Source organism: Parasphingopyxis sp. CP4 (assembly GCF_013378055.1).
In the GTDB taxonomy this organism is placed as follows: Bacteria; Pseudomonadota; Alphaproteobacteria; order Sphingomonadales; family Sphingomonadaceae; genus Parasphingopyxis.
In genome coordinates, this window is sequence record NZ_CP051130.1 from 213,942 (window position 1) to 240,671 (window position 26,730).

The window sequence follows — 26,730 nt, forward strand, 5'->3', positions numbered from 1 at the left end:
CGCTTGGGATAGTGTTCGGGTGGGGAGCGTGTTCGGTTACACCATTGGAGGTGGAGGGTGCTCGACCCATGGAAGCGTGATAACCTCATACTCGCATGGGAGATCGGGCGATGGCCTTTGGTGGGGTGTTTGCGTGGATGAGAGGTGGGTCAACTGGCGGCCTGCGCTGCTCCGCGTGCAATTCTCGTCGGCCGCTTGCCAAGATCCGGGATATGCGGATTGGGGCGGTCTATTACTGCCGGAAATGCGATGTGCACTACCATGTCTCGCCAGATGGTTCGGAACGGATACGCATGACGGCGGAGGACAGCCCGTTGGCCGAGCAATGGAATGCGGCGCCTTTGGTGTTGAAGCCTGAAATGCAGGCTGCCCTGATCGCCATCGGTGCATCGCCGACGCATCCGACGCCGCCCAATCGCGAAACACCTTGTGCGGTAACAACCAGTGCGGGCGAGCACTTCCCCTGCGCGATTGTTCGGGAGCAAGCCTATCCGCCGCTCCACTATTCGCGACATCCACTGCGGTTAGGAAGCGAGATCGCGAAAGTTGAACCAAGCCCCTATGCGCTCCCGCTCAAGGTTCGCCGGAGCACGGCATCGCCGGTCGAAGTCTACAAGAATGTCTATGAGACGGAGATTGTGATGCCAGACGGATCTTGGCTTTCAGGCGGTGGCAGCGAGGTATTCCTCGCGGATCCGGATTATGACGCGACTACAGCGATGGTGCCGCCGCGCGGTAAGGAACGACCCAAGGACGCGCGACACGGCAATATCACCCAACAAGAAGCCATCATGGTCTTCATCGTCGATCCCTTTACTGCGCCGAAACAAGACCGCGCGGATTGACGCGACCGGCCAAATCCCTATCTCAGACACCTATGGTTTTTGGAGGTTGTGTGAAGCACGGGTCGGTTATCGCGATAATGGCGGGCGCGCTGGCGCTTGCCGCCTGCAATCCCAATGTCGAACAGAACAGCGGATCGGGGACCGCGCCGCTCAATCGCGGTGAGGTGGATCGCTCCGATGAGCTCGTCCAACCGGTCGTGGTTGGTCAGTTCGGGCCGCGTTTCGCCGCCTGCCAGGCCACCGGTCAGGTGCGTACATTGGGTGGGCAAGCGGCCTTAGGCGTTCGCGCTGCGCCCTTTGATCGCGCTAGCCAGCTAGACAGTATCACGGTCGGCATGCGGGTGTTTGTCTGCAATCGCAGTCATGATCAGAGCTGGCTCGCGATCGTCTATACCGAAGAAGGCGACCTCAGCCCGAGCTGCGGTGTGTCCGAACCGGTCAATGCGCGGCGGCCCTATGATGGGCCGTGCCTCAGCGGTTGGGTGAATTCAGCCTTTATCCAGCTACGCGAAGCGCGTTAGGCGAAGCGCCTATTCTATCCGTTCGGCTTGGGACGGATCAAAATTGGACAGCAATGCGCGATTGGCATCGACTTCGGTCGCGGCGATCTGGAGTTCCGGCTCGGCCTGGATCTCGTCGGCATAGATGAAACCATAGACCGGATAGTTGGTGATACCGAGCTGGCCAGTCGGCGTATGCCAGACCTTCACGACGCTCCAGTCATTATTCGGTGAAACATCCTCGGCAAGCACATTGCTCTCGATCATGCCGCGGCGGGACCAGTTTGCGTGGTTCAGGCGGATCTGGCGGTCGTTGACGACTTCGCGAACCATCGCGACATGGCCCAGCCGCATCCGGCCATGGGAGCGCAGGACCATCACGGAACCCGGGCGCGGTTCGCTGCCGCGTTCATAGCGACCTTCTGCCGAAGCCCACCAGGTATGGGCATTGCCGCGGATCTGGATGGCGGACACGCTGCGAGCATAAGTCACGCATTGCCAGCGCGGATCCCGCGCTTCGGCTGGCGTGCTGAGCACGAAGGTGAATAAGGCAATAGCGAGCAGGCTCAGAACAGCCTGAAAACGACCCGGAAACATGTGCGACCCCCGAAAGGCAGTGTTAGCGACTTACTGAGGGTCGCATTCCCGGAAATCCGGGGCCAGGGAAGCCTAAAGCGATAAATGGTGGGGAGTCGGCGCTAAACTGCGCTTTCCGGTTCACCCATCCGATGTACCGACCAGTTCATCGACCGTGTTCGTGGTGATAGAGTGATAGCGCGGGCGGGCGTCTTCATAGATTCGCCGCGCCTGGCGTTCGCCCCAATTGCCTTCACCCATCAGCGCTTCAAACAGCGGTGCGACAAACTTTCGACGTCCCATGCCGAGCAGGAAGCGCTCCGTGGAATCGCGCGCATCATCATAGCGATTGGCGATGGCCAGCATCAGCCAGGCAAAGCGGATCTCGCTATTCTGGGCCTGATTGAGGCTGAAGGTCGATTCCAGCATCTCAAGACGGTCGTCATCAAGCTCACGCGGCAGCCCGTTGATGAAGCGCAATCGTTCCTGGGTCGTCCATTCCGGCCAGTTGATAACCGTCACTTCTCCATCGCTTGCGAAACTGGCGATCGCCTGGTCGACGGCGCGAAAACGGTTCGACTGCACATGGACAGCATTTTCCGGGAGGCCGGGTTCGTAGATCCAGTGTTCCAACCCGATCTCGTCGGCTTCATCGCCTTCGAAAAGATTGGTGCGCATATCGGCGATCAGCCCCGCACTGGTTTGCGGCTGGAACGCATTGCGATCGAAATAGTCGCGGAGCCACTCATCGAACCGGGCCCGGCCGACTGTTTCTTCGACGGTGCGCAGGAATACCGCGCCCTTTTCATAGGCAATGTCGGTCATGCCCTCATCAGGATCGCGGCCGGCAAGATCGAGGTGCAGCTGGGTATCGGCCGATGTCAGCCCGCCGAGATCCTCGACATCGCCCATCATGTCGCTCCAGCCGAGATCGGCGAGCATCGCGGCCCGCTCGCGGCCATAGACGGCCTCCATGATCCGGTTCTCGAAATAGACAGTAAAGCCTTCATTGAGCCAGAAATCGTCCCAGCTCGCATTGGTCACAAGATTGCCAGACCAGCTATGCGCCAGTTCATGGGCTATCAGGCTGACAAGCGATTTGTCGCCGGCCAGAATAGTCGGCGTCACAAAGGTGAGGCGTGGGTTTTCCATGCCGCCAAAGGGGAAGGAAGGCGGCAGGACAAGGAGATCATAGCGACCCCAGCGATAATCGCCGTACAGCTCTTCGGCCGCACCGATCATTTCTTCCATATCTTCAAACTCGCTGACCGCAGCGGCCAGCATCGAGGGTTCGGCATACACACCGCTGCGTTCGCCCAGTTCCTGGAAGGCCAGATCGCCGGCAGCGATGGCAATCAGATAGGGGGCAACTGGGTCCGCCATGCGGAAGCGAAAGGCGCGGCGGCCCGGTTCGCCATCGATAAGCTCACCCTCAGGCGTTAGCATTTCGGCGCTCATCACGACGCGCAGGCCTTCGGGCGCGGTAATCCGCGCGTCCCAGCTTTGCCGGATGCCCGGGCTATCTTGTGTCGGGATCCAGGTGCGGTTGAGGATCGCCTGACCCTGGCTGAACAGGAACGGCTCTTCACCACCGGCGGTTTGCTCGGGCGCCAACCATTGGAGGGCGGCCGCTCCGGGTGCGGATGCATAGGTGATTGTTACCTGTTCGGCGCCATCGAGCTGGATCGTCAGCGGCGCGCCATGCACATCGCCGCTATCATCGCCCATCTCCCAGGACAGCGTTTCCCCCGTTGCATTGACGACTTCGCGAATTTCCAGACCCTTGCTGTCGAGTATCACTTCTTCGGCGTCATCGGCGAGTTCCAGGTCGAGTGTAGCCGAACCCACCATGCGCTGCTCGTTGAAATCGGCGTTGAGGTCTAGCGAGACATGGGTGACCCGCGCTTCGACCGGATTGGCATAGCTATGCGTGTCGCGGCCTTCTTCCGATGCATAGATGCTGGTTCCGTCGGCGGTTGTCGGCGCAGACCGGTTATCGCTCGCCGGGCCGCTACACGCAGCGATCATGCCGATCGCTGCCAGTGGCACGAAAAATCGGAAGGGTTTGAACATCATGCTCTCCGGAAAAATAACTATTCGGGCAGGGAATTAGCCAATCGGCCGCGCATCGTCACCCTGTTTGCCATGCCCGCCTTTGTGTGCGGATATGGCAGCGGCAAGCCTAACCCTAGCTGAACCGTTTTGTCGTCGCCCCAAATCGAGGGAAGACGGTGATCTTCGCCTTGACCTTGGCGCCCATTTGGCCGACAATTGACGTAAACGTAAAGCAGAGCCGCTAGGAGAGAATTCATGGCCGATGTCGAACCTTTGGAAGTCTTTCGTACTGAAGTACGGGATTGGCTGGCGGACAATTTCGATCCGGCCTTGAAGGGCCGCCACAGTCCGATGGGCATGGTCGACGGGCCGACTGATATGTCTCCCGACATGGTTGCCTGGCGGACGGCGCTTGGTGAACGCGGTTTCGGTGTACCGAACTGGCCCAAGGAATATGGCGGGGCTGGCCTTTCTCCGCAGGAAATTGCGGTTCTCGACGATGAGATGCGCAAGGTTGGCGCCTATAATCCGGTTGGTGGGCTCGCCGTCGGCATGTTTGCACCGACGCTGATGGAATTTGGCACGGAAGAGCAGAAGCTTCGCATGTTGCCGCCACTGGCCGATGGCTCGACGCGCGGCTGCCAGGGCTATTCGGAGCCGGGCGCTGGTTCTGACCTCGCCAATGTGCAGAGCTTTGCCGAAGACAAGGGCGATCATTATCTGATCAATGGTCAGAAGACCTGGCAATCCGGCGGCCAATGGGCGGATTTCTGCTTTGGCCTGTTCCGCACCGACAAATCGACCAAACATGACGGGATCACCTTCCTCGTCGTCGATATGGATCAGCCGGGCATCGAGCGGCGGCCGATCAAGATGATCTCAGGCCTGTCGCCATTCTGCGAAACATTTTTCACTGATGTGAAAGTGCCGAAGGAAAACCGGATCGGCGAAGAGGGCAAAGGCTGGACGATTGGCAAGCGCCTCCTTCAGTTCGAACGCGCCGGTATCGGCGGTGGCGGCGCGCGTGCGATGATGCGTTCGCTGGCTGATCATGCGAAGAAATATGTCGAGGTGAACGACAATGGCGAGATTGCCGACAAGGAATTGCGCCTCAAGATCATCAAGCATGAAATGACCGTGCGCAATTTCATGGGAACCGTTGGCCGGGCCAGACGGGAAGCGCGCGAGCAAGGCGGCCCAAGCGCGGCCAGTTCGGTGCTCAAGAATATCGGCGCGAAACTTGCCCAGGAACGCACTGACTTGATGATCGAAGTGATGGGCATGCAGGGATTGGGCTGGGAAGGCGAAGGCTTTGAGCCGGATGAGCTGAAAACCACCCGTACCTGGCTGTGGAACCGCGCTGTCACCATTTATGGCGGTTCGACCGAGATCCAGAACAATATCATTTCCAAGCGCGTGCTGGGGATGCTCGACCACCAATAATCGGCTAGGGCCTCGGCTTAGCGAGATTGCCTTGCCGGGAGAACTGCCATGAGTCGGCTGGACGGGAAGATGTGCCTGATCACCGGCGCGGCGCGCGGGATTGGTGAAGCAATCGCGCACGCATTTGTGGCAGAGGGCGCAGATATTATTGTTACCGACAAGGACGCCGCCGGGGCCAAGGCCGTGGCGGACCAGCTTGGCGGGCAATGGCTCAAGCTGGATGTTGCGGAAGAAGCCGACTGGCTGGCCTGCGCGGAAGCCTTTCCACTAGTCGACGTGGTCGTGAATAATGCCGGTGTGACCGGTTTCGAGGACGGCGCACAGGCGCATGATCCGGAACATGTGACCCTGGCAGACTGGCACGATGTGCACCGCGTGAACCTCGATGGCACATTTCTTGGCTGTCGCTATGCAATCCGGGCAATGCGAAAAAAAGCCGAGGGATCGATTATCAATATCTCCTCGCGATCCGGCATGGTCGGCATTCCCGGCGCCGCGGCCTATGCATCATCAAAAGCCGCTATCCGAAACCACAGCAAGAGCGTCGCCCTCTATTGCGCCGAGCAGGCGCTTAATATCCGCTGCAACTCGATCCACCCGGCTGCCGTGCTGACACCGATGTGGGAACCCATGCTGGGTGACGGACCAGAACGCGAGAAGCGCATGGCTGAGTTTGTCGCCGACACGCCGATGCGGCGCTTTGGCAAACCAGAGGAGGTGGCAGCGCTCGCCGTGCTCCTTGCCAGCGACGAAGCCGCCTATATGACAGGCACGGAATTGACGGTTGATGGTGGTCTGTTGGCGGGATCATCCGCTAGTCCAAGCCGCGAATAGACAATGACCTATCAGGGGAAGAGATAATGACGAGTGCCGCAGACATGCTGCAAAGCGAATTTGCGTCCTATGCTGATGTTATGCGCGCCCATGCCAGCGAACGCCCCGATGATATTGTGGTTGTTGCCGGTGATCGGCGGATCAGCTTTGCGGAATATGATCGTTATGGGGACCGGATCGCAGCAGGCTTGCAGCGCGACGGTGTCCAGCCGGGCGAGGCGGTTTCGATCTGCGGGCTAAATGGCTGGGCCTATGCGACGCTCTGGCTTGGCATATTGCGGGCAGGGGGGACGGTCGCGCCACTTGCACAAAGTTCGACGCCCGAAGCCCTTCGCCTGATGGTTGAAGATTGCGGCACGCGGCTTCTCTTCGCCGACCAATCGATCCTCGATAGCGTCGATGTCCCCGATGGTGTGACGCCGGTGACGCTTGACGACGATGCCGCGTTCGAAGCCTGGCTCCCCGATGTTGATGCGAAACCGGAGCCGGTTGAGATTGATCCCGAACAGGGGTTCAACATCATCTATTCGAGCGGCACGACGGGCACGCCGAAAGGGATTGTCCATTCGCACCAGATGCGCTGGCGGCAGGTGACGGCCTTTGGCGGGACGATATTCACGCCGGACGCCGCAGCACTGCTGTCGACGCCGCTCTATTCCAACACGACTCTCGTTTCCTTCCTTCCCTGTGTCGGCAATGGCGGAAAAGCCGTCTTGGTCCAGAAGTTCAAGACCAAGGAATTTTTGGAACTCAGTGAGCGCGAAAAAGTGACGACCGCGATGCTCGTGCCGGTCCAGTATAAGCGCCTGATGGAAGAGCCCGAGTTCGATAGCTTCGATCTCTCATCCTATCAGATGAAATTCTGCACCAGCGCGCCGTTCTCGGCTGAGCTCAAAGCCGATATCCTGAAACGCTGGCCCGGCGGCCTTGTCGAGTTTTACGGGATGACCGAAGGCGGCGGCAGCTGTGCGCTGCGCGCCCATGAATTCCCGGACAAGCTCCACACAGTTGGCCAACCCATGCCGGGGCATGAAATCCGCTTGATCGATGAAGAGGGCAAGGAAGTGCCCCAGGGTGAGATTGGCGAGATTGTTGGTCGATCGGGCACGATCATGAAGGGCTATCATAACCGCCCGGAACAGACCCGCGAGACCGAATGGTATGACGAAGAGGGTAATCGTTACATCCGGACCGGTGATGTTGGACGGTTCGATGAAGACGGATTCCTGACCCTGATGGATCGCCGCAAGGACATGATCATATCGGGTGGTTTCAATATATATCCCAGTGACTTGGAAGCCGTTGTCGTTGAGCATCCTGAAGTCGAAGAAGTTGCGGTCATTGGCGTCCATAGCGATGATTGGGGCGAAACTCCGGTGGGCGTAGTGGTCGGCCCGAGTGATGCTGATGCGATCAAGGAATGGGCCAATGCAAAGCTTGGCAAGACGCAACGTCTTGCGGCCGTCCATATTGTCGATGAATTGCCGCGCAGCGCGATCGGAAAAGTGTTGAAACGCGAGCTGCGTGACAGCCTGAGCCTGTAATTTCGACCAAGCGGCTATCGGTATCGACCGGACCCTTTGACGCGATCCCATCCAAAGCCGAGCCTGTCTCCGGGAGGCATGCCGCTAAAGGAGGGGATAGTGATGCATGAATTTTCACGGATTGGCGCCGGTGCGATTATCGCAGGCGCGGCAATATTGGGCGGGCTCGCAGCGTCGCAAGCCGGGGCCCAGGAACAGCCCAGCTGGTCATGGCCGGAAGCGATGGAAAATCGACAAGCCTTGCCCGAAGGCACTGGCGGCGCTGCGCTGCGCGGTCGGATGATCAGCTATGTGATGGGTCTCGGCGTGCGCTGCCAGCATTGCCATGTTGGCGAAGAGGGCATGCCGCTCTCACAATTTGATTTTGCCGCAGATGACCGCGAAGCGAAATCCATCGCCCGAGGCATGATCAGCATGACAGCAGCGCTCAATGAAGTGCAGCTGCCCGCGATTAGCGGCGGCGAAGGGCAACGGGTGACCTGTTTCACCTGCCATCGCGGTGAGACGACACCGGCAACCCGGCCACCGTCACCGGAAAGCTAATGTCCTATCGCGGCGTCGTTAGTCTTCGTCTTGGGTACGATCACAGGTGAGCCGCGGCGCGCCGCCGGCATCGGTCGTGTAGCGACAGTCCACCGTCAACTCGGCGCCTGTATTGGGGTCGCGAACACTTGCTCGCCCAATATAGCGCGATCCGTCCTCGCTGAGGGCCATGGTGACATCGGTGACTTCTGCACCCTCGGCTCGATACGCATCGCGCACCGCTTCTTCGACCAATTCTCGTTCGCGTTCAGCGTTGGCCTGGGCAGTTTCCGCAGCGCTTTGTTCCGGCGCATCGGGCGCTTCGCAGGCGACAATAAGCAAGGCGGACGCGCACAGCGCCACAGCGTTCCGATAATAGGTCATGATAATCCTCAGCTATTCTCTTGCAGGATTAGCCGCAGGATCAGTGATTTTCCAGCCAGCCAAGCGCGAAACCTAAGGTGCGCACTGCCAATTGGCATCGCCGTCAGCGAGCGTAACCGTGCAGTTATGGCGAAGGCGTTCGCCATTATTGCCGCTCGTATATTCGACAAACCCTACATATTCCGTTTCGCTTTGCGCGCTGAGTTCGGCATAGGCGTCGACCGCGCCGCGTTCCTCATAGCCATCGACAATCAGTTGGGCGAGATCGTTGATCCGCGGCGCACATTGCCAGGAAGCTTCCGTGCCTTCGGGAGGCTCGACCGTACAGGTCAAGGTGCGTTGAACACCGGATTCAGCGACAGTGAACTGCACTTCGCCAACATATCCGCCATCTTCCTGTTCTTCGAGGCTGACCGAGATATCTTCATATCCCTCGCCTTCATAATTATCGATGATGGATTGTTCGATCCGTTCCTGGCTTGGTCCGCCAAAGCTGAACTCGCAGCCTGACAGAGCCAATGCCATTGCCGGAATCGCCAAATATCCTAACGCCCGTTTCATATCGTCCCCCAAATGATTCGCACCCAATTTGGAAAACTGCGGCAAAGCGAGAGATGAGTCAAAGTAGGGCGGCGGACTAGGCCAGCGCGGAGTAAATCAGCGTCTTCAATTCGCGACGGATCGGATAGACGTTGGAAGGCTGCAACTGGGTCATGAAGACCATGGTGAGGTCTTCCACCGGATCGACGAAAAAGGCCGTCGAATACATGCCGCCCCAATAGAATTCGCCTTTTGATCCCGGGATCATGGTTCGCGCGACATTATCGGTTACCGCAAAGCCCAAGCCAAATCCGGTGCCTGCATTCTGCGCTTCGCTGAACAAGGCCTGCGACATATCGGTCAGGTCCTTGCCATCGGGCAGGTGGTTCTGCGTCATCAGCGCGATCGTCTTGCGCCCAAGGATGCGCGTGCCGTCCAGCGTACCCTTGCCGAGTAACATCTTGCAAAAACGCATATAATCTGCGGACGTCGAAACCAGGCCGCCACCGCCGGAGAGGAGCTTGGGTTGTTTCGACCAGATACTTTTCTCCGCCCGGTCAGACAGCACCGGCTCTTTCGGAGTCCAGAGCCAGCAATCGCCCAGGCGATCGAGCTTGTCGTCCGGGACGGTGAAGCCAGTATCCTCCATCCCGAGGGGCGCAAAGATATGGTCGGCGAAATAGCTATCGAGCGTCTGGCCGGAGACCCGCTGGATTACCGCGCCCAGCACATCGGTTGAAACCGAATAATTCCAGGCCGTGCCCGGCGAGAATTCAAGCGGCAGTGTCCCGAACTCAGCGACATAGCTTTCAAGGTCATGATTGCCGTGCCATTTCTCGATCTTGCGCTCCCGATAGGCGAGATCGACATTGGATCGGTTCTGGAAGGCGTAGGTCAGCCCGGACGTATGCCTGAGCAAATCCACCATGCGCATCGGCGCTTCGGTCGGCGTGGTGGTGAATGGCAACTCCCCGCCGCCACCAGCGTAAACGCCAATATTCTTGAACTCTGGCAGCACCCGATGGACCGGATCGTCGAGCGCTACCTTGCCCTGTTCCACCAGCTGCATGAAGGCGACCGATGTGATCGGCTTGGTCATCGATGCAATGCGGAACAGCTGATTGTCCGCGAGGGGCGTGCCGTCTTCCCGCGCAATGCCATCAGACGCAAACAGCGCGAGATCGGCGCCGCGGCCGATCGCCAGCTGAAAATTCTTCAGCCGGCCGCTGGCGATATAGCGTTCGCGGATAAACTCGGGAATGAAAGCGAGCTTGTCCGGGACAAAGCCCAGGCTATCCGGTTCTGCCGTCTGCTGCATCAGTCGAACATGATCACCGAACGAGCGGAATCGCCGGAGCGCAGCTTGTCGAAGCCTTCATTGACCTGCTCGAGCGTAATCCGCTCGGCGATCACGGTATCGAGATCCAGCTTGCCGTCGAGATAGAAGGCCACCAGGCGCGGCATATCGCGCATGAAGTGTCCCGAACCCATCAGCGAGCCCATGATCGATTTGCCTTGCAAGAATTCGGGGCCGTGGATTTCGACCATCTCGCCCGGTGGAATCATGCCAACGACAACCGCCTTGCCGCCGCGCCGCAGGACTTTCCAAGCCGTCTGGGTCGTGTCCGTGCGCCCGACGCATTCAACAGCATAATCGACGCCGCCGCCGGTTGCCTCGATAACCTGTTCGACGACATTGGCTTCGGTCGCATCGAAGGTCTTGGTGGCGCCAAGCTGGGTGGCGAGCTCGCGCTTCGCTTCCACCGGATCGATGGCGATGATATCGCCCGCGCCTGCAATTTTCGCCGAGTTGATGGCCGAAAGACCGATCCCGCCGGCGCCAACAACGGCAACAGTTTCACCCGGGCGCAAACCACAGGCGTTGAAGATTGAGCCCGAGCCGGTGATCACCGAACAGCCGATCAGGGCTGCGCGATCCATCGGCATATCCTTGTCGATGGCGACGCAGGCATTTTCGTGAACCAGCATCTCTTCGGCAAAAGCGGAGAGATTGAGGAACTGCGCCATTGGCTCGCCATTCATCGTCAGGCGTGCCGGGCTGCCTTTGCCACGCTGCAGCGAGCTGTCCTGGCACAGCGTATGCTGGCCATTCTGACAGAGATGACAGGTGCCGCAGGCTGGTGCGAGGAAGGTCACGACATGATCGCCGGGAGCGACATGCTGCACTTCGCTGCCAACAGCCGTCACAACGCCAGCGGCTTCATGGCCGAGCACCGTGGGCAGCGGATAGGGATAGACACCGTCCAGGAAGTGGAGGTCAGACCGGCACAGGCCGACGGCCGCCGTCTTCAGGCGTACTTCGCGCGGGCCGGGATCATCGATCTCGACTTCGGCAATTTCCATGGGTTTGCCGGGCTCGACAAGAATCGCAGCTTTCATCGTCTTTTTCCTGCTTGAATATAGGGGCCCTCCCTCCAGGCGGAGGGAGGGCTGATAGAGTTAGCGCGAAACGCCGAGCTGGCCGCTCGAAATTTCGTCCGCGTCATCGGTCGGTGCATGGCGACCGAATTCCCAGCGGGCGATTGCACGGGCATGGACCTCATCCGGGCCATCGGCGAGGCGCAGCGTCCGCTGGCTCGCATAGGCACGGGCAAGACCCGGGTCGCTGGTCACACCAGCACCGCCAAAGGCCTGGATCGCATCATCGATGATGCGCAGCGCCATATTCGGTGCAGACACTTTGATCATCGCGATTTCGTTGCGGGCAGTCTTGTTGCCGGCCCGATCCATCATATCTGCAGCCTTGAGGCAGAGCAGACGGTTCATCTCGATGTCGATCCGGGCTTGGGCGACGCGCCATTCCCAGATGCTGTGATCGGCGATCGTCTTGCCGAATGCGACGCGAGACTGGAGCCGCTTGCACATTTTCTCGAGCGCTGCCTCAGCAACGCCGATCGTGCGCATGCAGTGATGGATGCGGCCCGGCCCGAGGCGGCCCTGGGCGATCTCGAAGCCGCGGCCTTCGCCGAGCAAGAGGTTCGTTACCGGAACGCGAACGTCTTTCAGTTCGACTTCCATATGGCCGTGCGGCGCATCGTCATAGCCGAAGACGGGCAGGTGACGGATGATGTTCACGCCATCGGCATCAACAGGCATCAGGATTTGTGACTGCTGCTGGTGACGATTGGCTTCAAAGTCTGTTTTGCCCATCACGATCGCCACTTTGCAGCGCGGATCGCCAAGGCCCGAAGACCACCATTTGCGACCGTTGATGACATATTCATCGCCATCCCGCTCGATCTTGGTTTCGATATTGGTTGCGTCCGACGAGGCCACGGCCGGCTCGGTCATCAGGAAGGCAGAGCGAATCTCGCCATTCATCAGCGGCCGCAGCCAGGTCTCTTTCTGCTCAAGCGTGCCATAGCGATGCAGCACTTCCATATTTCCGGTATCCGGCGCGGAGCAGTTGAAACTTTCCGACGCCAGCGAAACGCGGCCCATTTCCTCGGCGCACAGTGCATATTCGAGATTGGTCAGCTGCTCGCCTTCGAATTCAAATGTATCATCGACATGGTCTTGGCCGGAATGCGGCGGCATGAAGAAGTTCCACAGCCCTTTGGCCTTCGCTTTAACCTTCAGCTCTTCCAAGGTTTCGCTGGTGCCCCAGCGATTTTCTGGCGGGAACTCGGCCGCATAGTCGGCTACGCGACCGCGAACTTCGGTGTCGATAAAATCTCGGACGCGATCTCTGAAATGCGTCTCGCGTTCGGAAAGTGTGAAATCCATGGGGTATCTCCTTTGGCTAAATCCTGGATCTATTGCGTATCTGTCAGGCCGCGCATCCTGGCTATCCGCGCATGATGGTCGGCCTCTTTGATGGGGAAGCGACTCATGAAATATGCCGCTATAAGCCCAAGTGTCATGATTAATGCGACATAGATCAATGCTAAATCGACAAGAACAGTGTCTGCCACTTCTCCAGGCGTTGCCTGATCGGGAAATGCAGCGATGGCGAGAATGGTCGCCGAGATGAATACACCGGCGCCCGAGACGCATTTCTGGACGAAGAACTGGCCGGCAAAGAAGAGACCTTCAGATCGCCGCCCAGTCTTCTCGGCGTCATCTTCGATCACGTCGGTCAGCATCGAGGATTTGAGGATCAGGGCTGCAACCAGGGAGCCGGTGCCAATCGCGATGAAGAAAAGGATCGTCGGCAAGAGCGACGGATCGCTATTGTCCGGTACCAGCCCGAAGATACGGCCGATATAGGGAACGGGTTGGAGGCAAACCGCGCCGATCAGGAAGATCGCAGCGGCCTTGGGCTTGCCGACTTTTCGCGACAGCAGGGTCGAGAAGACCACAGCGCCGACTATGCCGAACAGCAGGGCAAGCACATACCAGGCAAGCGCCGATGTCTCGAGCTCCCAGAAATAGGTGATGAAATAGGTCAGCAGCCCGAAGGAGATGCCCTGGCTTACATTGGCGCAAAAGCCGGCTGTCATCAGGATCAGGAAGGCCCGGTTGCGCAGCGAAGCAAATATGCCCCGGAAAGTCTGTCCCAAGGTCATATGGACCCGCTCGACAGTCGGCAGATATTTGATTTGGCTATGCGTACCAAGGGCCGAGATCAGGATCGCGCCGGACATGATTACCGAGGCGATGATCGCATAATCGCGATAGCCGGCCGGGTTGAGCTGGCCATCCGGATAGGCCGGCGTCGGGGCAAGCAGCACGGCAAAGGTGAAGAGCAGCATTGTCGCTCCGCCCAGCCAGCCAAAGAAAAAGCGCAACCCGAAGATCCGGGTGCGCTCATGATAATCACTAGTCAGCTCCGGCCCGAGTGCCGCCATGGGGACTTCAAAGCATGACATCGTCACGCGAACCAGGAAAGCGATACCCCAGATATAGAAGAACATCCCGGTATTGGTCGTTTCCGGGGGATTCCAGAGCAGCAAGAAGAACAGCCCTGCCGGAATGGCCGACAGATAGAGGAACGGATGACGCCGTCCCCATTTCGTCCGCAAATTGTCCGAGATATGGCCGACGATCGGATCGACAAAAGCGTCCATCATCAGCGCGATCAGCACGGCCGTACCAACGATAGCGGCAGGCACGCCGATCACCTGGTTATAATAGATCAGGAGTAACAGCGAGAAGCCATTATCCTTGATGCCAAAGGCGATTGCGCCGAACCCGAAGAAGAATTTTACCCGTCCCGGTACGCGCCGCTCAAGCGGAACGGCAATGTCGCCTGAGGCGGGTTTGGGCGCGGTGGCGTCTGTCATTGCGGGGCTAGCTGTTGCCTCCCACATTTTCCTGGATCAGGTCCAGCAGCCCCGGTGAATTCTCATCCCAGCTATGGCGATGGCCAACCGTGATCCCGCCATCGACCGTCAGGTCCGTGCCATTCACAAAGCCACCCTGGTCCGAACACAGATAGAGGACGGCCTGGGCGATATCGTCGGCGGCGCCGGATCGCGATACGGGCTGTGCCATTGGCGAGATCGCGCGGATGGCGGTGTCCACTTGCTGCGCCTCGGTCGGATCTTCAAAGCTATTGGCGAAGATGTTGGTCATGATGAAACCCGGGCTGATCGAGTTCACGCGAATGTTGAACTTGGCTAGCTGTGCCGCCGAAATCTTCGAGAGATGCCGCACTGCCGCCTTGGCCGTGGCATAGGCAACCGGCCCCCAGCCAGCTTCATGGGCGTTGATCGAGGAGGTGTTGATGATCACCCCACCACCGGCTTCTTTCATATGATCCACGGCAAAGCGCGTACCCAACGCCACCGAGCGCAAGAGCAGGTTCATCGTCGTGTCCCAGCCTTCGGCTGTGATTTCGTCGATGGTTTCGGAAGCGCCGCCGGCGCCTGCATTGTTGAACAGTATGTCGATGCCGCCAAAATGGCTTGCGGCATTGTCGATCAGGCTTTTGAGATTGTCGACGTCGCACACGTCGGTTGTCTGGAAGGCGAGTCGATTATCGAATCGGCTATCGGCGGCCATGGCATCGCCGGCTTCGCTATTCAGGTCACCCATCATGACCTGGGCACCCTCGGCGATAAACGCTTCAACCGTCGCTTTGCCGATGCCCGAAGCGCCGCCAGTCACGACAACGCGCTTGCCTTCGAATCTCATAATTTTCCTCTCATGATGGACGCTAGGCGAAAGCGCAGAAGCGAGAAAGCCCGTTTCGTCCGAAAACTTTTTCTTGTCGCTTAGCCGATAATTGACGTAAGCGTAAAGCAAGACTCGACGCCGGATTTTGCTTTTTTGCCGACCGGCCTCGCTCACATGATAGATTGCGCTGACGCACGAACAGGAGATTCGCCATGTCCGACCTTGAAACTTTCCGAAGCGAGACCCGCGCCTGGCTGGAAGAAAACTGCCCGGAAGAAATGCGCGCACCGGTCCGCGACGAAGACGATGTGTTCTGGGGCGGCCGCAACGCGACGTTCAAGAACGACGCGCAAAAGGCCTGGTTCGATGCCTGTGTCGAGAAGGGCTATACCGTTCCCGAATGGCCAACCGATTATGGTGGGGCAGGGCTCGCACCAGCGGAAAGCAAGATCCTCAAACAGGAAATGGCGCGCATCAAGGCACGCCCGCCGCTGTCCAGCTTTGGCATCTGGATGCTTGGCCCGGCACTGCTGCAGTTCGGCACCGAAGAGCAGAAGCTGCATTATCTGAACCAGATAGCCCGCGGTGAGATCCGCTGGTGCCAGGGCTATTCCGAGCCGGGTTCGGGGTCTGACCTGGTTAGTCTTCAGACCTTTGGCGAAGACAAGGGCGATCATTGGGTCGTCAATGGCCAGAAGATCTGGACCAGCTATGCCGACAAGGCCGACTGGATTTTTTGCCTCGTCCGTACGGACAAGGAAGACAAATATCGCGGCATCACCTTCATGCTGTTCGACATGACCTCAAAAGGCGTGTCGACCAAGCCGATCCTGCTGATCTCTGGCAGCTCGCCTTTCTGCGAAACATTTTTTGACGATGTCGAAGTACCGAATGACCAGTTTGTCGGTGAGATTAATCGCGGCTGGGATGTGGCCAAATATCTGCTGGGCCATGAGCGCGAAATGATTTCCGGCATGGGCGGCGGTGGAGGCATTGGCTCGCTCGGCAAGGCCGTGATGCCGAGCCTTGGCGAAGATGCGATGGGCCGGCTGGATGATCCACTGCTCCGTGCGCAGCTGGCAGAGCTGGATGTTGAGGCACTCGCCTTCAAAGCGATGGCCGAACGCTTCATGGATGAGCTCAAGGCGAAGAAGAACCACCCGGCCACGCCGAACATGATGAAATATGTCGGGACCGAGCTGAACAAGCGCCGGCATGAGTTGGTGATGGCATCGGGCGGATCCGAAGCGCTGGAATGGGAAAGCGAAGAATCGCGCGGCGGTGCAAAGGCTCGCGATTGGCTGCGCACGAAGGCGAACAGTATCGAAGGCGGCACCAGCGAGGTGATGCTCAACGTAATTTCGAAGCGGATCCTGGAACTGCCGGACGCGTAAGGCGCGCCGTTCCACCCGCTCAAGAAACACCATAGAATAAAGAGAAACAGGATGCCCCTTTATCACACTGACGATCAGGCCATGCTGAAGGACAGCGCTGGCGATTTCATGAAGAATGAGGCCCCGGTCTCGCATCTGCGCGAATTCCGCGACAAGGATTGCAAGGATGGATTCAGCCATGCGTTGTGGAAGCAATTTGCCGAGATGGGTTTCACCGGCATGCTGGCCACCGAAGAGGATGGCGGCCTTGGCATGGGCAATACCGAAGCCGGTATCGTGCTCGAGGAAATCGGTCGCAACCTCACGCCATCGCCCTTTCTGACGACATCGGTTGTCGGCGTCACTGGCCTCAATCACGCAAGCAAGGATATGCGCGATCAGTGGCTGCCTGGCATCATTGCCGGCGAGACCGTGCTCGGCGTTGCAATCGATGAGGGGCCGAAATTTCGTCCGACAAATATTGCAATGAAAGCAGAACGTTCCGGCAATGGCTTCAATCTTAACGGCAGGAAAAACTTTGTCGTCCAGGGCGCGTCGGCTGACATGCTGATCGTCGCTGCACGTACCGCCGGCAGCGCTGGCGAGGCCGATGGGATTACTTTGTTCGCCGTCGAAAGGGATGCCGCTGGGCTGTCCGCAGAAGCTGCGCGGCTCGTCGATAGTGCAATGGGTGCCCAGATCGAATTCGACAATGTCGAAGTGACCGCTGATGCGGTGATCGGCGAGGTTGATCAGGGCGCTGACGTGATGACCAGGATGCTCCATGCGGGCCAGGCCGGCGCATCGGCCGAACTGGTTGGTGTTGGCGCGGGCGCGATGGACATGACGGTCGATTATCTGCGGGAGCGCAAGCAGTTCGGTCGCACGATTGGCAGTTTCCAAGCACTCCAGCATCGCGCCGCGCACCTCTATAGCGAGATGGAGATTGCGCGTTCCACCGTGCTCAAGGCCCAACAGCTGCTCGACGAGGACGATGCGGGCGCGCCGCTCATGGTATCGGTTGCCAAGGCCAAGACGGCTCGCGCGGTCAATCTTGCGGTCCGCGAAGGCGTGCAGATGCATGGCGGTATCGGCATGACCGACGAATATGATATCGGCCTCTATATGAAGCGCGACCGCGCCCTGGCCGAGTTCATGGGCGATGCCAATTATCACGCCAATCTCGTGGCGGAGATGAACGGCTATTAGGCGCATTTGGGGCGCCCGTTCGGGCTGAGCCTGTCGAAGCCTTGGTCTTGCGTGCATAAGCAGGGCAGCCCTTCGACAAGCTCAGGGTAAACGGAGTGGGAAAGAATATGGCTTTAGATCCGGAAACCTTCGATCAGCTGCTCGACACGATCCGTCGCTTTGTCCAGGAACGGCTCCGGCCACTCGAGGGTGAGGTCGAGGCCAATGATGCGATCCCTGAAGATGTTGTCGAGGAAATGAAGGCGATGGGCCTGTTCGGCCTGTCGATCGATCCCGAATATGGCGGGATCGGCCTGACCATGACCGAAGAGGTGCGGGTTGCCTTTGAGCTTGGCGGTACGACGCCCGCGTTCCGCTCAACCTTTGGCACCAATGTCGGGATAGGTAGCCAGGGCGTGGCGATCGCCGGCACCGATGAGCAAAAGGCCGAATGGCTGCCCAAAATGGCGACCGGCGAAGCGATAGCGAGTTTTGCGCTGACCGAGCCCGATGTCGGATCGGATTCCGGTGCGGTGAAGGCCAAGGCCGTGCGCGACGGCGATGTCTATCGCCTCTCGGGTACCAAGCGCTACATCACCAATGCCGACAAGGCCTCAGTCTTCACCGTCATGGCGCGGACCGGTGAGGAAGCCGGTGGACGGGGCGTCTCTGCCTTTCTTGTCCCGCGCGATCTGCCGGGCGTTTCGGTCGGCGAACCGGAAAAGAAGATGGGCCAGCAAGGCGCCAAGGTCTGCGACGTCAATTTTGACGATGCGCCGGTACCCGTTGCCAATCGGCTGGGCGAAGAAGGGCAGGGGTTCAAGGTCGCGATGCAGGTGCTGGATCGCGGGCGCTTGCATATCAGTGCAGTGTGCGTCGGCATTGCCGAGCGGCTGATCGCCGATTGTGTCGCATATGCCAGTGATCGCAAACAATTTGGTCAGGCGCTGTCCGAATTTCAGCTGATCCAGGCGATGATTGCCGACAGCAAGGCCGAATGCATGGCCGCCAAGGCGCTGGTGCTTGAAGCTGCGGCCAAGAAAGATACCGGCGATCGGATTACGCTCGAAGCCGCGGCTGCCAAATATTTCGCCAGCGAGATGGTCGGCCGGGTTGCCGATCGTGCGGTGCAGATCCACGGCGGTGCTGGCTATATCAATGATTATGGAATCGAACGCTTTTATCGCGATGTGCGGCTGTTCCGGATTTATGAAGGCACGAGCCAGATCCAGCAGCTGATTATCGCCCGGGAAACAATAAAGAATGGCGGATAACGCCGCTTCAGGAAGGAAACATACCATGGATTTCGCAAAGCTTTTCAGCCTCGAAGGTCGCACCGCTCTCGTCACGGGTGGGTCTCGCGGCATTGGCAAGATGATTGTCGAAGGTCTGCTCGCCGCTGGGTGTCGCAAGGTCTATATTTCGGCCCGCAAGGAAGATCAGATCGCTGCCGCAGTTGAGCATTTTGGCGAGAAGGTGGTCGGCATTCCGATGGACATCTCGACGGTCGAAGGCTGCAAGTCTCTGGCTGCCGCAATTGCCGAGAATGAAGACAAGCTTGATATTCTTGTAAACAATGCGGGCGCGGCCTGGGGCACCGATTATCTCGAATTCCCAGAAGCCGGTTGGGACCGGGCGATGGACCTCAATGTCAAATCGCCTTTCTTCCTAACCCAGGCGCTGCACCAGCTCTTGTCCAATGCGGCGAGTGCGGATCAGCCGGCCAAGGTTATCAATATCGGTTCAATTGACGGCATGCGCCTCAACCCTTGGGAGACCTATAGCTATCACGCCTCCAAGGCCGCGATCCTGTGGCTGACCAAGCGGATGGCTGCGCGCCTCATTCAGGACAATATCATCGCCACGGCCATCGCGCCGGGAGCATTTGCGTCCGACATGAACAAGGCCGCGCGCGATGCCGGTGATGCAGTCGCTCAGTCGATCCCGGCCAAGCGTATTGGCGAGGCGGAAGATATGGCTGCTGCTGCCATCTATCTGGCGAGCCGGGCCGGTGACTATGTGATCGGCGAAACGATCACCGTAGATGGCGGATTGGTCCATGCCGATGCACGGACCAGCATTGCGGGCTAGTCCCGAACGAGCGCGTTAGTTGCATGCATCATTCTCTTCTCGCGGCGCGTTCGGACACGTCGCGGCGAAGCGCTATTTGTTGGATATTGTCGGACGCCTATTCTAGGGACCGCAGCAGCGATCCGCAGGAGCAGTCCCGGAGCGTTTGTGCGTCTCCAATCATGGCGCTGTAGATGAGAGATAGACTATGCAGATAGCTGTGTTCGGGCTGGGATATGTCGGCTTACCGCTTGCCGTTGCCTTGTCAGCCAGTCACCGTGTGATTGGTGTCGACAGCAATGCCGATCGGATCGCTGCGCTACGGTCCGGGAATGACAGTACCGGGGAAGTAACAGTCGAACAGCTCAGCGCAGCGACGTTCGAATTGTCGACCGATGCCAATAGCGCGCGCGGTGCGGACATATTCATCGTTACGGTGCCAACGCCGATCGACGCTGATAACCGACCGGATCTATCGCATGTCGAGGCGGCGACGCGCTCCATTGCTGAGCTCCTCGGCGATAGCGACAAGCCAATCATCGTGTATGAATCGACAGTCTATCCGGGCGTAACCGAGGATGTCTGTGGGCCGCTGATCGAGCAGGTGTCCGGTCTGAAGCAGGGCATAGGTTTTCACCTGGGTTATTCGCCGGAACGCATAAATCCTGGCGATAAGAACCATGGCATAAAAAATGTCGTAAAGGTCGTATCCGGAAACAATGCGGAGGTCGCCGAAATCCTGCGCGAGGTGTATGCCTCAGCCAGCGCCGGAGAGCCCTATCTGGCGGCGAGTATCAAGGTAGCCGAAGCTGCTAAGGCTATCGAAAATGCCCAGCGCGACATTAACATCGCCTTTGTGAATGAGGTCGCAAAGATCTGTTCTTCCTTGGATATTTCGATGTGGGACGTACTTGAAACCGCTGGGACCAAATGGAATTTTCTAAACTTCCAGCCCGGCCTGGTTGGCGGACACTGTATTGGCGTGGATCCCTATTATCTCAGCTTCTGCGCGGAGAAACTCGGCCATGATTCCAAGGTCATTCTCGCCGGCCGGGAAACCAATGATTCAATGGCGCATTGGCTCGCGGATCAGATCCATTCGCTTGCCAAAGGCAATCCTGCGAGAATTCTGATCCTCGGCATTTCGTTCAAGGAAAATGTATCCGACGTGCGTAACTCAAAAATCGTCGATCTTTACCGGTCGCTGGCAGAGCGAGGGCATGAGATTGTCGTATTTGATCCGGTGGCCGAGGCTGAGGATGTAAAGGATCACTATCAAATCGAGCTGTCCGATTGGCCGACCGAGCAAAAGTTCGACATCGTCGCTGCAGCGGTTGGCCATGATGTCATCACCGGAATTGATAGCCAGCAAATCACGTCGATACTGGAGCCGGACGGGACGGTCGTCGATATCAAAGGCATCTGGCGGGATCGCCAGGACACATTTCCCGGATATTGGACGCTTTAGCGGCCTTACGTCGCGGCTAGCTGCGCACCAGCAGGAAGTTCATTCGCGCGGCAGCGATCAGCTTGCTCTCATCTTCCTGCCACGCAAAGCTTTCGATATTGGCCATCCGTTGGCCGAGCCGCGAGATAGTAGCGGCGGCATAAGTCAGCCGTTCGCGGCCACCGCGCATATAATCCGTCGTCACCGTGATCGGTTTAGCCTGAGGCCGCTCTTCCTCTTCGCCCAATGCATCCCAAAGCGTAGCAAAGGCAGCAATTTCAAGCAGTCCGGCAATCGCGCCGCCATGGAGGAAGTTCGGCCGGCCCTGGACGTGCGGGCCGAATGGCATGCTCAGCAGCACGCGGCCATTGTCATCGCGCCCGGCTTCGATGCCCAGCGCATCGGCATAGGGAGGCAGGCGCAGCGTCATTGCGGGCCCAGGAACATGAAGGTGCCGGTAACATTGGCGATGATGTCGTCGGGATCACCATCATGTGCGTAGCCGCGGACAAAGGCGACATTCTTGGTGTGGCGATAGCATTCCATATGGCCGGTAACACGATTGCCGACTTTTGCCGGGCGCAGATAATCGACGCGCAAGTCAATCGTTACGGTCTGGAAGAATTTGCCGGTGGTCAGCATGATGCACATGCCCGAAGCCATGTCGCACAGGCTGATGATCGGGCCGGACGCCAATATGCCGGTCCGGGGATCGCCGATCAGCTTCTCATCATAATCGATGGCGAGCTCGACCCAATTGTCCTGGTGATCGATATATTGAACGCCGATCAGCCCGTTGTGGCTGGCCTGGTTGAGCATGTTGAAGAAATCACGCGGGTTGATCTCTCCCGAGGTCAGCTTCTTGCGGATCGCGACAATGTCTACCCCCGGATGGTCCATCGAATTAGTTACCTCGACTGACATTTGATTTGGCCGGGCTAGCTGCCACTTGTCGGCAAAGCAAGCGGGACTCGACACCGAATGGCTTGCAAACACACTGCTTGCGCTCCGCGCCCAAGCGCATAGATATGGTTGTATGCCAATAGCTTCACTAAATGGCCCCGCAGCGTTGCGCATTCGCAAAGCCAATACGCTCGCCACCTGGGGCGTCCGCGGCGAGGACAATCGCGTTGAACCCATTGCAAAACCGGCCTTTGACGTGCCGTTCTCGCTGGTTCCTGGAGAGTCGATTTTCACTATCGGATCTTGCTTTGCGCGTCATGTTGAGGGCGAGTTGAGAGATCAGGGTTTTCGAATTCCAATGCGTGAGCTGTTTTCGACGAAAGCCTTTGAAAACTTGCCGCCGGCTATCGTCAATAATTTCGGGACGCCATCAATTTACAATGAATTTGCCTGGGCTTTTGGCGAGCAGGAGTTCGACGAAACACAGGCGATTGTTAAAGTTGGCGCGGACAAATATGCTGACTTGCACATGGTCAACAGCGTTCGACCAGCACCCCGCGAGGAGGTGCTTGCGCGGCGTCGCGGATTGATGGAGGCGACCCGGTCATTGGCCGATTGCCGAATTTTGATAATGACCTTGGGGCTTGCCGAGGTTTGGTGGGATGAAGAAGCGCAAACCTATCTCAATACATCGCCGTTGCCAGGCATAATGAAGGCCAGTCCCGAGCGCTTCTCACTTCATGTCTTGAGCTACCAGGAATGCCATGATTATTTGCGAAAAGCGCTGGACATAGCGTTCAAACATGGTCGCGATGATCTCCGCGTCATCATGACCGTGTCGCCCGTCCCGATGATGGCAACCCATCGTCGCGAAGATGTGATGACGGCCAACTGCTATTCGAAGTCCGTACTGCGTGCAGTTGCTGAACAGATCGTGGTGGGCGACGAGCGCATTGTCTATTTCCCGAGCTATGAATCCGTAACCCTGACCGACCGGCGCGTCGCATGGTCCGAAGATCTTGTGCACACAACGCGTGAAATTGTGGAGTTCAACGTAAAGAGAATGGTCAATGCCTATGTCGGCAATGAGAATGCTGGCCATGAAACGCTGCCTGTAGCGGCTGATTTCCCAATAGAATCAGCTGCAGCTTTGTTGCTTGCGGACAAGGCAAGGAATGCGCGAATGAAAGGCGACAAGCAGTTTTTCGAAGAGCATGCCGATCAAGCTGCGGAATCCGAGACATTTGCGATCGAATATGGCCGCTTTCTTCTGGCGGAACAGCGCCCAAAGGAGGCATTGGCTGTTCTCAAAGGGCTGGAGCAGAGCGATACCCGCTTATTGCGGGCGCAGGCGCACCTTGCGCTACAGAATTTTGATGCCGTCCTCGCGGCCGTCCGGCCACTTTGCAATCGGGAAACAAAGGGTGTCATTCACTGGAATCTGATGATCGAAGCGCGACGGGCCAAAGAGGGAAAGCAAGGCGTTTTGGATGTCGAGAAACTCTGGCTCAAAACACAGCCGAAGCAACGCATGGTAGTGCAGACCCATATCGGAAACACCCTGAGTAAGATGAAACATCATGAGGCAGCGATCCTGCGGTTAAGGCCGGTTGCCGAAGCCGACGAAGATACGCCGCCTTTGGCGTTCATTGCGTGCGCCCGATCGCTGCTGGCAACCGGCGATCTGAAGGGGGCAAAGCAGCTGTTGGATACAGTTACTCCGAGAACCGAATGGCAGGTCGCACAGATCAAGACGCTGTTGAATGAGGTGTCCAACCACCCAGGCTAATCAGAAAGTGCGTGGCCGATTTTTGGCCGCCTGCAGTGGCGCAGCCGCTAGCGCGTCCCACCCCACAAGCCAACGCCGTCGATAATCGGACGCCCTTCGAGTTCCGCTGCCCGTTTCACAAACACTTTGTGGCCGACGAGAAGGACAAAAATGTCCGCCTTAGCGAGCGCCTCATCGAAACCGGCGAGGCGGATATTGTCATGCCGCCAAAGTTCCTCGGGCAGTACACTGACATGTGGTTCCACAGCACAAATATCGAGGCCGCTCTCGGCCAGTGTAATCGCGATCTCCACTGCCGGACTTTCGCGAAGATCATCAACATCGGGTTTGAAAGCCAGACCAAGACACGCAACCTTGGTGGTGCCTTCCGCTTCGCACCGCTCCTGGACTTTGGCAATCACGGCCGCTGGACGAGCATCGTTGACGCGTCGGGCTTCGGACATGAGCCCAGTCAGTTCGGCATTCCTTGAAATCAAAAACCAGGGGTCCACCGCGATGCAATGCCCGCCGACGCCAGGGCCTGGATTGAGTATATTTACGCGCGGATGGCGATTGGCGAGACTGATTGCTTCCCAGGGATTTAACGCATGCGCTTCGGCTATATTGGCAACCTCGTTGGCAAAGGCGATATTGACGTCGCGATACGCGTTCTCGATCAGCTTTACGAGCTCGGCTGTCTTGGCATCGGTGAGGTGAATTTCGCCGCGAACAAAGCTCTCATATAATGTGCCTGCCCGCACAGCGTCCTGTTCTGTTACGCCGCCGACAATTCGATCATTCTCGACCAGCTCCCGCACCATTTGCCCTGGCAATATGCGTTCCGGGCAATAGGCGATCGATACTGACAGGTCCTTGCCGTCCACAAGGTCCGGCCGCGCTGTGCGGATAATCTCGGCCATATCGTCAGTCGCGCCCAGCGGACTGGTCGATTCCAGCATGATGATGTTGCCAGGCTCAAGCACCGGCGCAACTGATCGCGTCGCCGCTTCAACGAAAGACATATCCGGTGATTTGTCGTCACGGATTGGCGTCGGCACGGTGATGATGAAGGCATCGGCGGATTGTGGTTCGGTATAGGCTTTGAGATTGCCGCTTGTCACTGCGCCGCGTACCAGCATGTCGAGATCCGGTTCGGAGAAATGCGCTCGTCCTTCATTGAGTTCCTCAACGATATGCTCGGATATGTCGGTTCCCTTTACTTCGAAACCTGCAGCGGCAAGCGTCGCGGCTGTTGGCAATCCGATATAGCCCAGGCCAATGACGCAGACGGTCGAAAATTCTCGATCTCGACTAAATTGCATTTTTCATCGCTTCCACAATTCGCGGGGCGGCATGGCCGTCCCCATAAGGATTGGTGATTGCACTTACGCGCGCATATTCATCTGGGTCGTCGAGCAACTTCTCTGCCTCGGCGACGATCGTCTCAGTGCAGGTTCCGACAAGGCGGCATGTGCCCGCGGTAATTGCTTCGGGGCGTTCGGTAACATCGCGGGTCACGAGTACGGGCTTGCCAAGGGAGGGCGCCTCTTCCTGGATCCCGCCTGAATCCGAGATCAAGAGATCGGCACGATCCATCAGATAAACGAAGGGCAGATAGTCCTGCGGGTCTATCAGGTGAATGCCGCTGGTATCTTCGAGCACGGCGCTTGCGGCACGCTGGACATTCTCGTTGAGATGTACCGGATACACAATCTCTACATCGCCACGGGTGGCGAGCTGAGCGAGGGCGTGGCACATTCTCTCAAGCCCGCCGTCAAAATTCTCCCGCCGGTGGCCGGTTACGACAATCAATCGTTTCTGTTGGTCGAGAAACGCAAATTTTTTGTCGAGGAGTGCCGTCCGATCTGGATCGTGGCGAAGTTCCTCAGAAACAGACAGCAGGGCATCGATCACAGTATTCCCGGTAACGGTTATACGCTCGTCCTCCACGCCTTCATTCTGGAGCGCCGCTGCCGACGTTTCGGTTGGTGCGAACAGCCAGCGAGATACCATGTCGATGAAACGCCGATTCATTTCTTCGGGCCAGGGAGCAGCGAGATTTCCTGTTCTCAGACCAGCTTCAACATGTCCGACGGGGATTTGCCGATAGAAGGCGGCCAATGCCGCCGCCATTGCAGTCGTTGTGTCGCCATGGACCAAAACAGCGTCTGGCCTGTTTTCGGAAAACAGTGTGTCGAGGCCGTTGAGGGTCGCCGTTGTGACATTGGCGAGGGTTTGGCCCGGTTGCATGATATCGAGATCGATATCAGGTTTAATGTCGAACAGTTCGAGCGCCTGGTCCAACATCGAACGATGCTGTCCGGTGACACAGACAATTGTCTCGAACGCCGGGTCGGCAACAAAGGCCTTGACGACCGGGGCCATCTTGATGGCCTCGGGCCGTGTACCAAAGACAATAAAAATCCTGGCCACCTTCTCTTGAACTCCCTGTTTCCATGCAGCTACCGACGCAATTTTGCTGTATGAAACTTAAAGAGGAGCACCTAATTTCGAGTAAACAAATGGTAATCGATCTCGCTGGGGCAATAACCGGACACAGGGCGAACCGGACAGCCAAAAAGGCAAATCGATATTGTCATCCAAGCGACTGATTTAATAGGATTTAGAGAGATTTTTTGGCTATCGCCATGGTAGCT

General features: G+C 58.1%; 25 protein-coding genes. 12 read left to right on the top strand and 13 right to left on the bottom strand.

Annotated elements, in window-relative coordinates; translation table 11 throughout:
* Nucleotides 1-212: 212 nt before the first annotated feature.
* Nucleotides 213-845 (top strand): hypothetical protein, encoded by a 633-nt coding sequence (locus HFP51_RS01040; protein WP_176873913.1) that lies wholly within the window; start codon nucleotides 213-215, stop codon nucleotides 843-845.
* A 32-nt stretch (nucleotides 846-877) separates the two neighbouring features.
* The gene (locus HFP51_RS01045; RefSeq protein ID WP_176873914.1) at nucleotides 878-1,366 is read left to right on the top strand and encodes a hypothetical protein; all 489 of its coding nucleotides are present in this window, start codon (nucleotides 878-880) and stop codon (nucleotides 1,364-1,366) included.
* A 9-nt stretch (nucleotides 1,367-1,375) separates the two neighbouring features.
* Here the strand turns inward: HFP51_RS01045 and HFP51_RS01050 are convergent, their stop codons facing one another.
* Together HFP51_RS01050 and HFP51_RS01055 are read right to left on the bottom strand one after the other, a co-directional pair.
* The gene (locus HFP51_RS01050) at nucleotides 1,376-1,942 is read right to left on the bottom strand and encodes a CHAP domain-containing protein (RefSeq protein WP_176873915.1); all 567 of its coding nucleotides are present in this window, start codon (nucleotides 1,940-1,942) and stop codon (nucleotides 1,376-1,378) included.
* Between the two features lie 120 nt (nucleotides 1,943-2,062).
* Complete coding sequence (locus HFP51_RS01055; RefSeq protein WP_255454749.1) at nucleotides 2,063-3,997, bottom strand: M1 family metallopeptidase; 1,935 nt, start codon at nucleotides 3,995-3,997, stop codon at nucleotides 2,063-2,065.
* 234 nt (nucleotides 3,998-4,231) lie between these two features.
* Here HFP51_RS01055 and HFP51_RS01060 point away from each other — a divergent pair, with 234 nt between their 5' ends.
* The 4 genes from HFP51_RS01060 (at nucleotide 4,232) to HFP51_RS01075 (ending at nucleotide 8,340) form a co-directional block, all read left to right on the top strand.
* Entirely contained in the window at nucleotides 4,232-5,419 is a 1,188-nt protein-coding gene (locus tag HFP51_RS01060) for an acyl-CoA dehydrogenase family protein (protein ID WP_176873916.1), read from the top strand.
* Nucleotides 5,420-5,467: 48 nt separating this feature from the next.
* Complete coding sequence (locus HFP51_RS01065; protein ID WP_176873917.1) at nucleotides 5,468-6,253, top strand: SDR family NAD(P)-dependent oxidoreductase; 786 nt, start codon at nucleotides 5,468-5,470, stop codon at nucleotides 6,251-6,253.
* Nucleotides 6,254-6,279: 26 nt separating this feature from the next.
* Nucleotides 6,280-7,797 carry a class I adenylate-forming enzyme family protein gene (locus tag HFP51_RS01070; RefSeq protein ID WP_176873918.1) on the top strand — a complete coding sequence of 506 codons (1,518 nt, stop codon included), beginning with the start codon at nucleotides 6,280-6,282 and terminating at the stop codon, nucleotides 7,795-7,797.
* Nucleotides 7,798-7,899: 102 nt separating this feature from the next.
* Entirely contained in the window at nucleotides 7,900-8,340 is a 441-nt protein-coding gene (locus tag HFP51_RS01075) for a c-type cytochrome (RefSeq protein WP_176873919.1), read from the top strand.
* Between the two features lie 18 nt (nucleotides 8,341-8,358).
* On the opposite strand, the gene HFP51_RS01080 is transcribed toward HFP51_RS01075, so the two are convergent.
* The 7 genes from HFP51_RS01080 to HFP51_RS01110 form a co-directional block, all read right to left on the bottom strand.
* A complete protein-coding gene (locus tag HFP51_RS01080) occupies nucleotides 8,359-8,703 on the bottom strand; it encodes a hypothetical protein (protein WP_176873920.1) in 345 nt (114 codons plus the stop codon).
* A 72-nt stretch (nucleotides 8,704-8,775) separates the two neighbouring features.
* The gene (locus HFP51_RS01085; protein ID WP_176873921.1) at nucleotides 8,776-9,264 is read right to left on the bottom strand and encodes a hypothetical protein; all 489 of its coding nucleotides are present in this window, start codon (nucleotides 9,262-9,264) and stop codon (nucleotides 8,776-8,778) included.
* 76 nt (nucleotides 9,265-9,340) lie between these two features.
* Complete coding sequence (locus tag HFP51_RS01090; protein ID WP_176873922.1) at nucleotides 9,341-10,561, bottom strand: serine hydrolase; 1,221 nt, start codon at nucleotides 10,559-10,561, stop codon at nucleotides 9,341-9,343.
* Complete coding sequence (locus tag HFP51_RS01095; RefSeq protein ID WP_176873923.1) at nucleotides 10,561-11,643, bottom strand: Zn-dependent alcohol dehydrogenase; 1,083 nt, start codon at nucleotides 11,641-11,643, stop codon at nucleotides 10,561-10,563. The genes HFP51_RS01090 and HFP51_RS01095 overlap by 1 nt, the downstream gene beginning before the upstream one ends.
* Before the next feature lie 60 nt (nucleotides 11,644-11,703).
* Nucleotides 11,704-12,990 carry an acyl-CoA dehydrogenase family protein gene (locus HFP51_RS01100; RefSeq protein WP_176873924.1) on the bottom strand — a complete coding sequence of 429 codons (1,287 nt, stop codon included), beginning with the start codon at nucleotides 12,988-12,990 and terminating at the stop codon, nucleotides 11,704-11,706.
* A gap of 29 nt (nucleotides 12,991-13,019) precedes the next feature.
* Entirely contained in the window at nucleotides 13,020-14,489 is a 1,470-nt protein-coding gene (locus tag HFP51_RS01105; protein WP_176873925.1) for an MFS transporter, read from the bottom strand.
* A 7-nt stretch (nucleotides 14,490-14,496) separates the two neighbouring features.
* Nucleotides 14,497-15,342, bottom strand: coding sequence for an SDR family NAD(P)-dependent oxidoreductase (locus tag HFP51_RS01110; RefSeq protein ID WP_176873926.1), 846 nt, complete (start codon nucleotides 15,340-15,342; stop codon nucleotides 14,497-14,499).
* 194 nt (nucleotides 15,343-15,536) lie between these two features.
* On the opposite strand from HFP51_RS01110, the gene HFP51_RS01115 reads away from it, so the two are divergent.
* From HFP51_RS01115 to HFP51_RS01135, 5 genes are all read left to right on the top strand, one after another.
* Nucleotides 15,537-16,718 (top strand): acyl-CoA dehydrogenase family protein, encoded by a 1,182-nt coding sequence (locus HFP51_RS01115; protein WP_176873927.1) that lies wholly within the window; start codon nucleotides 15,537-15,539, stop codon nucleotides 16,716-16,718.
* Between the two features lie 51 nt (nucleotides 16,719-16,769).
* The gene (locus HFP51_RS01120; RefSeq protein WP_176873928.1) at nucleotides 16,770-17,906 is read left to right on the top strand and encodes an acyl-CoA dehydrogenase family protein; all 1,137 of its coding nucleotides are present in this window, start codon (nucleotides 16,770-16,772) and stop codon (nucleotides 17,904-17,906) included.
* A 107-nt stretch (nucleotides 17,907-18,013) separates the two neighbouring features.
* Entirely contained in the window at nucleotides 18,014-19,159 is a 1,146-nt protein-coding gene (locus HFP51_RS01125) for an acyl-CoA dehydrogenase family protein (RefSeq protein ID WP_176873929.1), read from the top strand.
* Between the two features lie 25 nt (nucleotides 19,160-19,184).
* Nucleotides 19,185-19,976 carry an SDR family oxidoreductase gene (locus HFP51_RS01130; RefSeq protein ID WP_176873930.1) on the top strand — a complete coding sequence of 264 codons (792 nt, stop codon included), beginning with the start codon at nucleotides 19,185-19,187 and terminating at the stop codon, nucleotides 19,974-19,976.
* A 187-nt stretch (nucleotides 19,977-20,163) separates the two neighbouring features.
* Complete coding sequence (locus HFP51_RS01135) at nucleotides 20,164-21,423, top strand: nucleotide sugar dehydrogenase (RefSeq protein ID WP_176873931.1); 1,260 nt, start codon at nucleotides 20,164-20,166, stop codon at nucleotides 21,421-21,423.
* A 16-nt stretch (nucleotides 21,424-21,439) separates the two neighbouring features.
* Here the strand turns inward: HFP51_RS01135 and HFP51_RS01140 are convergent, their stop codons facing one another.
* Together HFP51_RS01140 and HFP51_RS01145 are read right to left on the bottom strand one after the other, a co-directional pair.
* A complete protein-coding gene (locus HFP51_RS01140) occupies nucleotides 21,440-21,832 on the bottom strand; it encodes a PaaI family thioesterase (protein WP_176873932.1) in 393 nt (130 codons plus the stop codon).
* Entirely contained in the window at nucleotides 21,829-22,302 is a 474-nt protein-coding gene (locus HFP51_RS01145; RefSeq protein ID WP_255454750.1) for a PaaI family thioesterase, read from the bottom strand. Before HFP51_RS01145 ends, HFP51_RS01140 begins: the two co-directional genes overlap by 4 nt.
* Before the next feature lie 136 nt (nucleotides 22,303-22,438).
* Here HFP51_RS01145 and HFP51_RS01150 point away from each other — a divergent pair, with 136 nt between their 5' ends.
* Nucleotides 22,439-24,094 (top strand): GSCFA domain-containing protein, encoded by a 1,656-nt coding sequence (locus HFP51_RS01150; protein ID WP_176873933.1) that lies wholly within the window; start codon nucleotides 22,439-22,441, stop codon nucleotides 24,092-24,094.
* 47 nt (nucleotides 24,095-24,141) lie between these two features.
* Here the strand turns inward: HFP51_RS01150 and wecC are convergent, their stop codons facing one another.
* Nucleotides 24,142-25,395, bottom strand: a complete 1,254-nt coding sequence (gene wecC, locus HFP51_RS01155; RefSeq protein WP_176873934.1) for a UDP-N-acetyl-D-mannosamine dehydrogenase — start codon at nucleotides 25,393-25,395, stop codon at nucleotides 24,142-24,144.
* The gene (gene wecB, locus HFP51_RS01160; RefSeq protein WP_176873935.1) at nucleotides 25,385-26,506 is read right to left on the bottom strand and encodes a non-hydrolyzing UDP-N-acetylglucosamine 2-epimerase; all 1,122 of its coding nucleotides are present in this window, start codon (nucleotides 26,504-26,506) and stop codon (nucleotides 25,385-25,387) included. The genes wecC and wecB overlap by 11 nt, the downstream gene beginning before the upstream one ends.
* Between the last annotated feature and the right edge of the window lie 224 nt (nucleotides 26,507-26,730).

Excerpts from the sequence above, each read along its gene's own strand:
- HFP51_RS01040 (WP_176873913.1), top strand. The coding sequence starts at position 213 with ATGCGGATTGGGGCGGTCTATTACTGCCGGAAATGCGATGTGCACTAC.
- HFP51_RS01045 (WP_176873914.1), top strand. The coding sequence starts at position 878 with ATGGTTTTTGGAGGTTGTGTGAAGCACGGGTCGGTTATCGCGATAATG.
- HFP51_RS01050 (WP_176873915.1), bottom strand. The coding sequence starts at position 1,942 with ATGTTTCCGGGTCGTTTTCAGGCTGTTCTGAGCCTGCTCGCTATTGCC.
- HFP51_RS01055 (WP_255454749.1), bottom strand. The coding sequence starts at position 3,997 with ATGATGTTCAAACCCTTCCGATTTTTCGTGCCACTGGCAGCGATCGGC.
- HFP51_RS01060 (WP_176873916.1), top strand. The coding sequence starts at position 4,232 with ATGGCCGATGTCGAACCTTTGGAAGTCTTTCGTACTGAAGTACGGGAT.
- HFP51_RS01065 (WP_176873917.1), top strand. The coding sequence starts at position 5,468 with ATGAGTCGGCTGGACGGGAAGATGTGCCTGATCACCGGCGCGGCGCGC.
- HFP51_RS01070 (WP_176873918.1), top strand. The coding sequence starts at position 6,280 with ATGACGAGTGCCGCAGACATGCTGCAAAGCGAATTTGCGTCCTATGCT.
- HFP51_RS01075 (WP_176873919.1), top strand. The coding sequence starts at position 7,900 with ATGCATGAATTTTCACGGATTGGCGCCGGTGCGATTATCGCAGGCGCG.
- HFP51_RS01080 (WP_176873920.1), bottom strand. The coding sequence starts at position 8,703 with ATGACCTATTATCGGAACGCTGTGGCGCTGTGCGCGTCCGCCTTGCTT.
- HFP51_RS01085 (WP_176873921.1), bottom strand. The coding sequence starts at position 9,264 with ATGAAACGGGCGTTAGGATATTTGGCGATTCCGGCAATGGCATTGGCT.
- HFP51_RS01090 (WP_176873922.1), bottom strand. The coding sequence starts at position 10,561 with ATGCAGCAGACGGCAGAACCGGATAGCCTGGGCTTTGTCCCGGACAAG.
- HFP51_RS01095 (WP_176873923.1), bottom strand. The coding sequence starts at position 11,643 with ATGAAAGCTGCGATTCTTGTCGAGCCCGGCAAACCCATGGAAATTGCC.
- HFP51_RS01100 (WP_176873924.1), bottom strand. The coding sequence starts at position 12,990 with ATGGATTTCACACTTTCCGAACGCGAGACGCATTTCAGAGATCGCGTC.
- HFP51_RS01105 (WP_176873925.1), bottom strand. The coding sequence starts at position 14,489 with ATGACAGACGCCACCGCGCCCAAACCCGCCTCAGGCGACATTGCCGTT.
- HFP51_RS01110 (WP_176873926.1), bottom strand. The coding sequence starts at position 15,342 with ATGAGATTCGAAGGCAAGCGCGTTGTCGTGACTGGCGGCGCTTCGGGC.
- HFP51_RS01115 (WP_176873927.1), top strand. The coding sequence starts at position 15,537 with ATGTCCGACCTTGAAACTTTCCGAAGCGAGACCCGCGCCTGGCTGGAA.
- HFP51_RS01120 (WP_176873928.1), top strand. The coding sequence starts at position 16,770 with ATGCCCCTTTATCACACTGACGATCAGGCCATGCTGAAGGACAGCGCT.
- HFP51_RS01125 (WP_176873929.1), top strand. The coding sequence starts at position 18,014 with ATGGCTTTAGATCCGGAAACCTTCGATCAGCTGCTCGACACGATCCGT.
- HFP51_RS01130 (WP_176873930.1), top strand. The coding sequence starts at position 19,185 with ATGGATTTCGCAAAGCTTTTCAGCCTCGAAGGTCGCACCGCTCTCGTC.
- HFP51_RS01135 (WP_176873931.1), top strand. The coding sequence starts at position 20,164 with ATGCAGATAGCTGTGTTCGGGCTGGGATATGTCGGCTTACCGCTTGCC.
- HFP51_RS01140 (WP_176873932.1), bottom strand. The coding sequence starts at position 21,832 with ATGACGCTGCGCCTGCCTCCCTATGCCGATGCGCTGGGCATCGAAGCC.
- HFP51_RS01145 (WP_255454750.1), bottom strand. The coding sequence starts at position 22,302 with ATGGACCATCCGGGGGTAGACATTGTCGCGATCCGCAAGAAGCTGACC.
- HFP51_RS01150 (WP_176873933.1), top strand. The coding sequence starts at position 22,439 with ATGCCAATAGCTTCACTAAATGGCCCCGCAGCGTTGCGCATTCGCAAA.
- wecC (WP_176873934.1), bottom strand. The coding sequence starts at position 25,395 with ATGCAATTTAGTCGAGATCGAGAATTTTCGACCGTCTGCGTCATTGGC.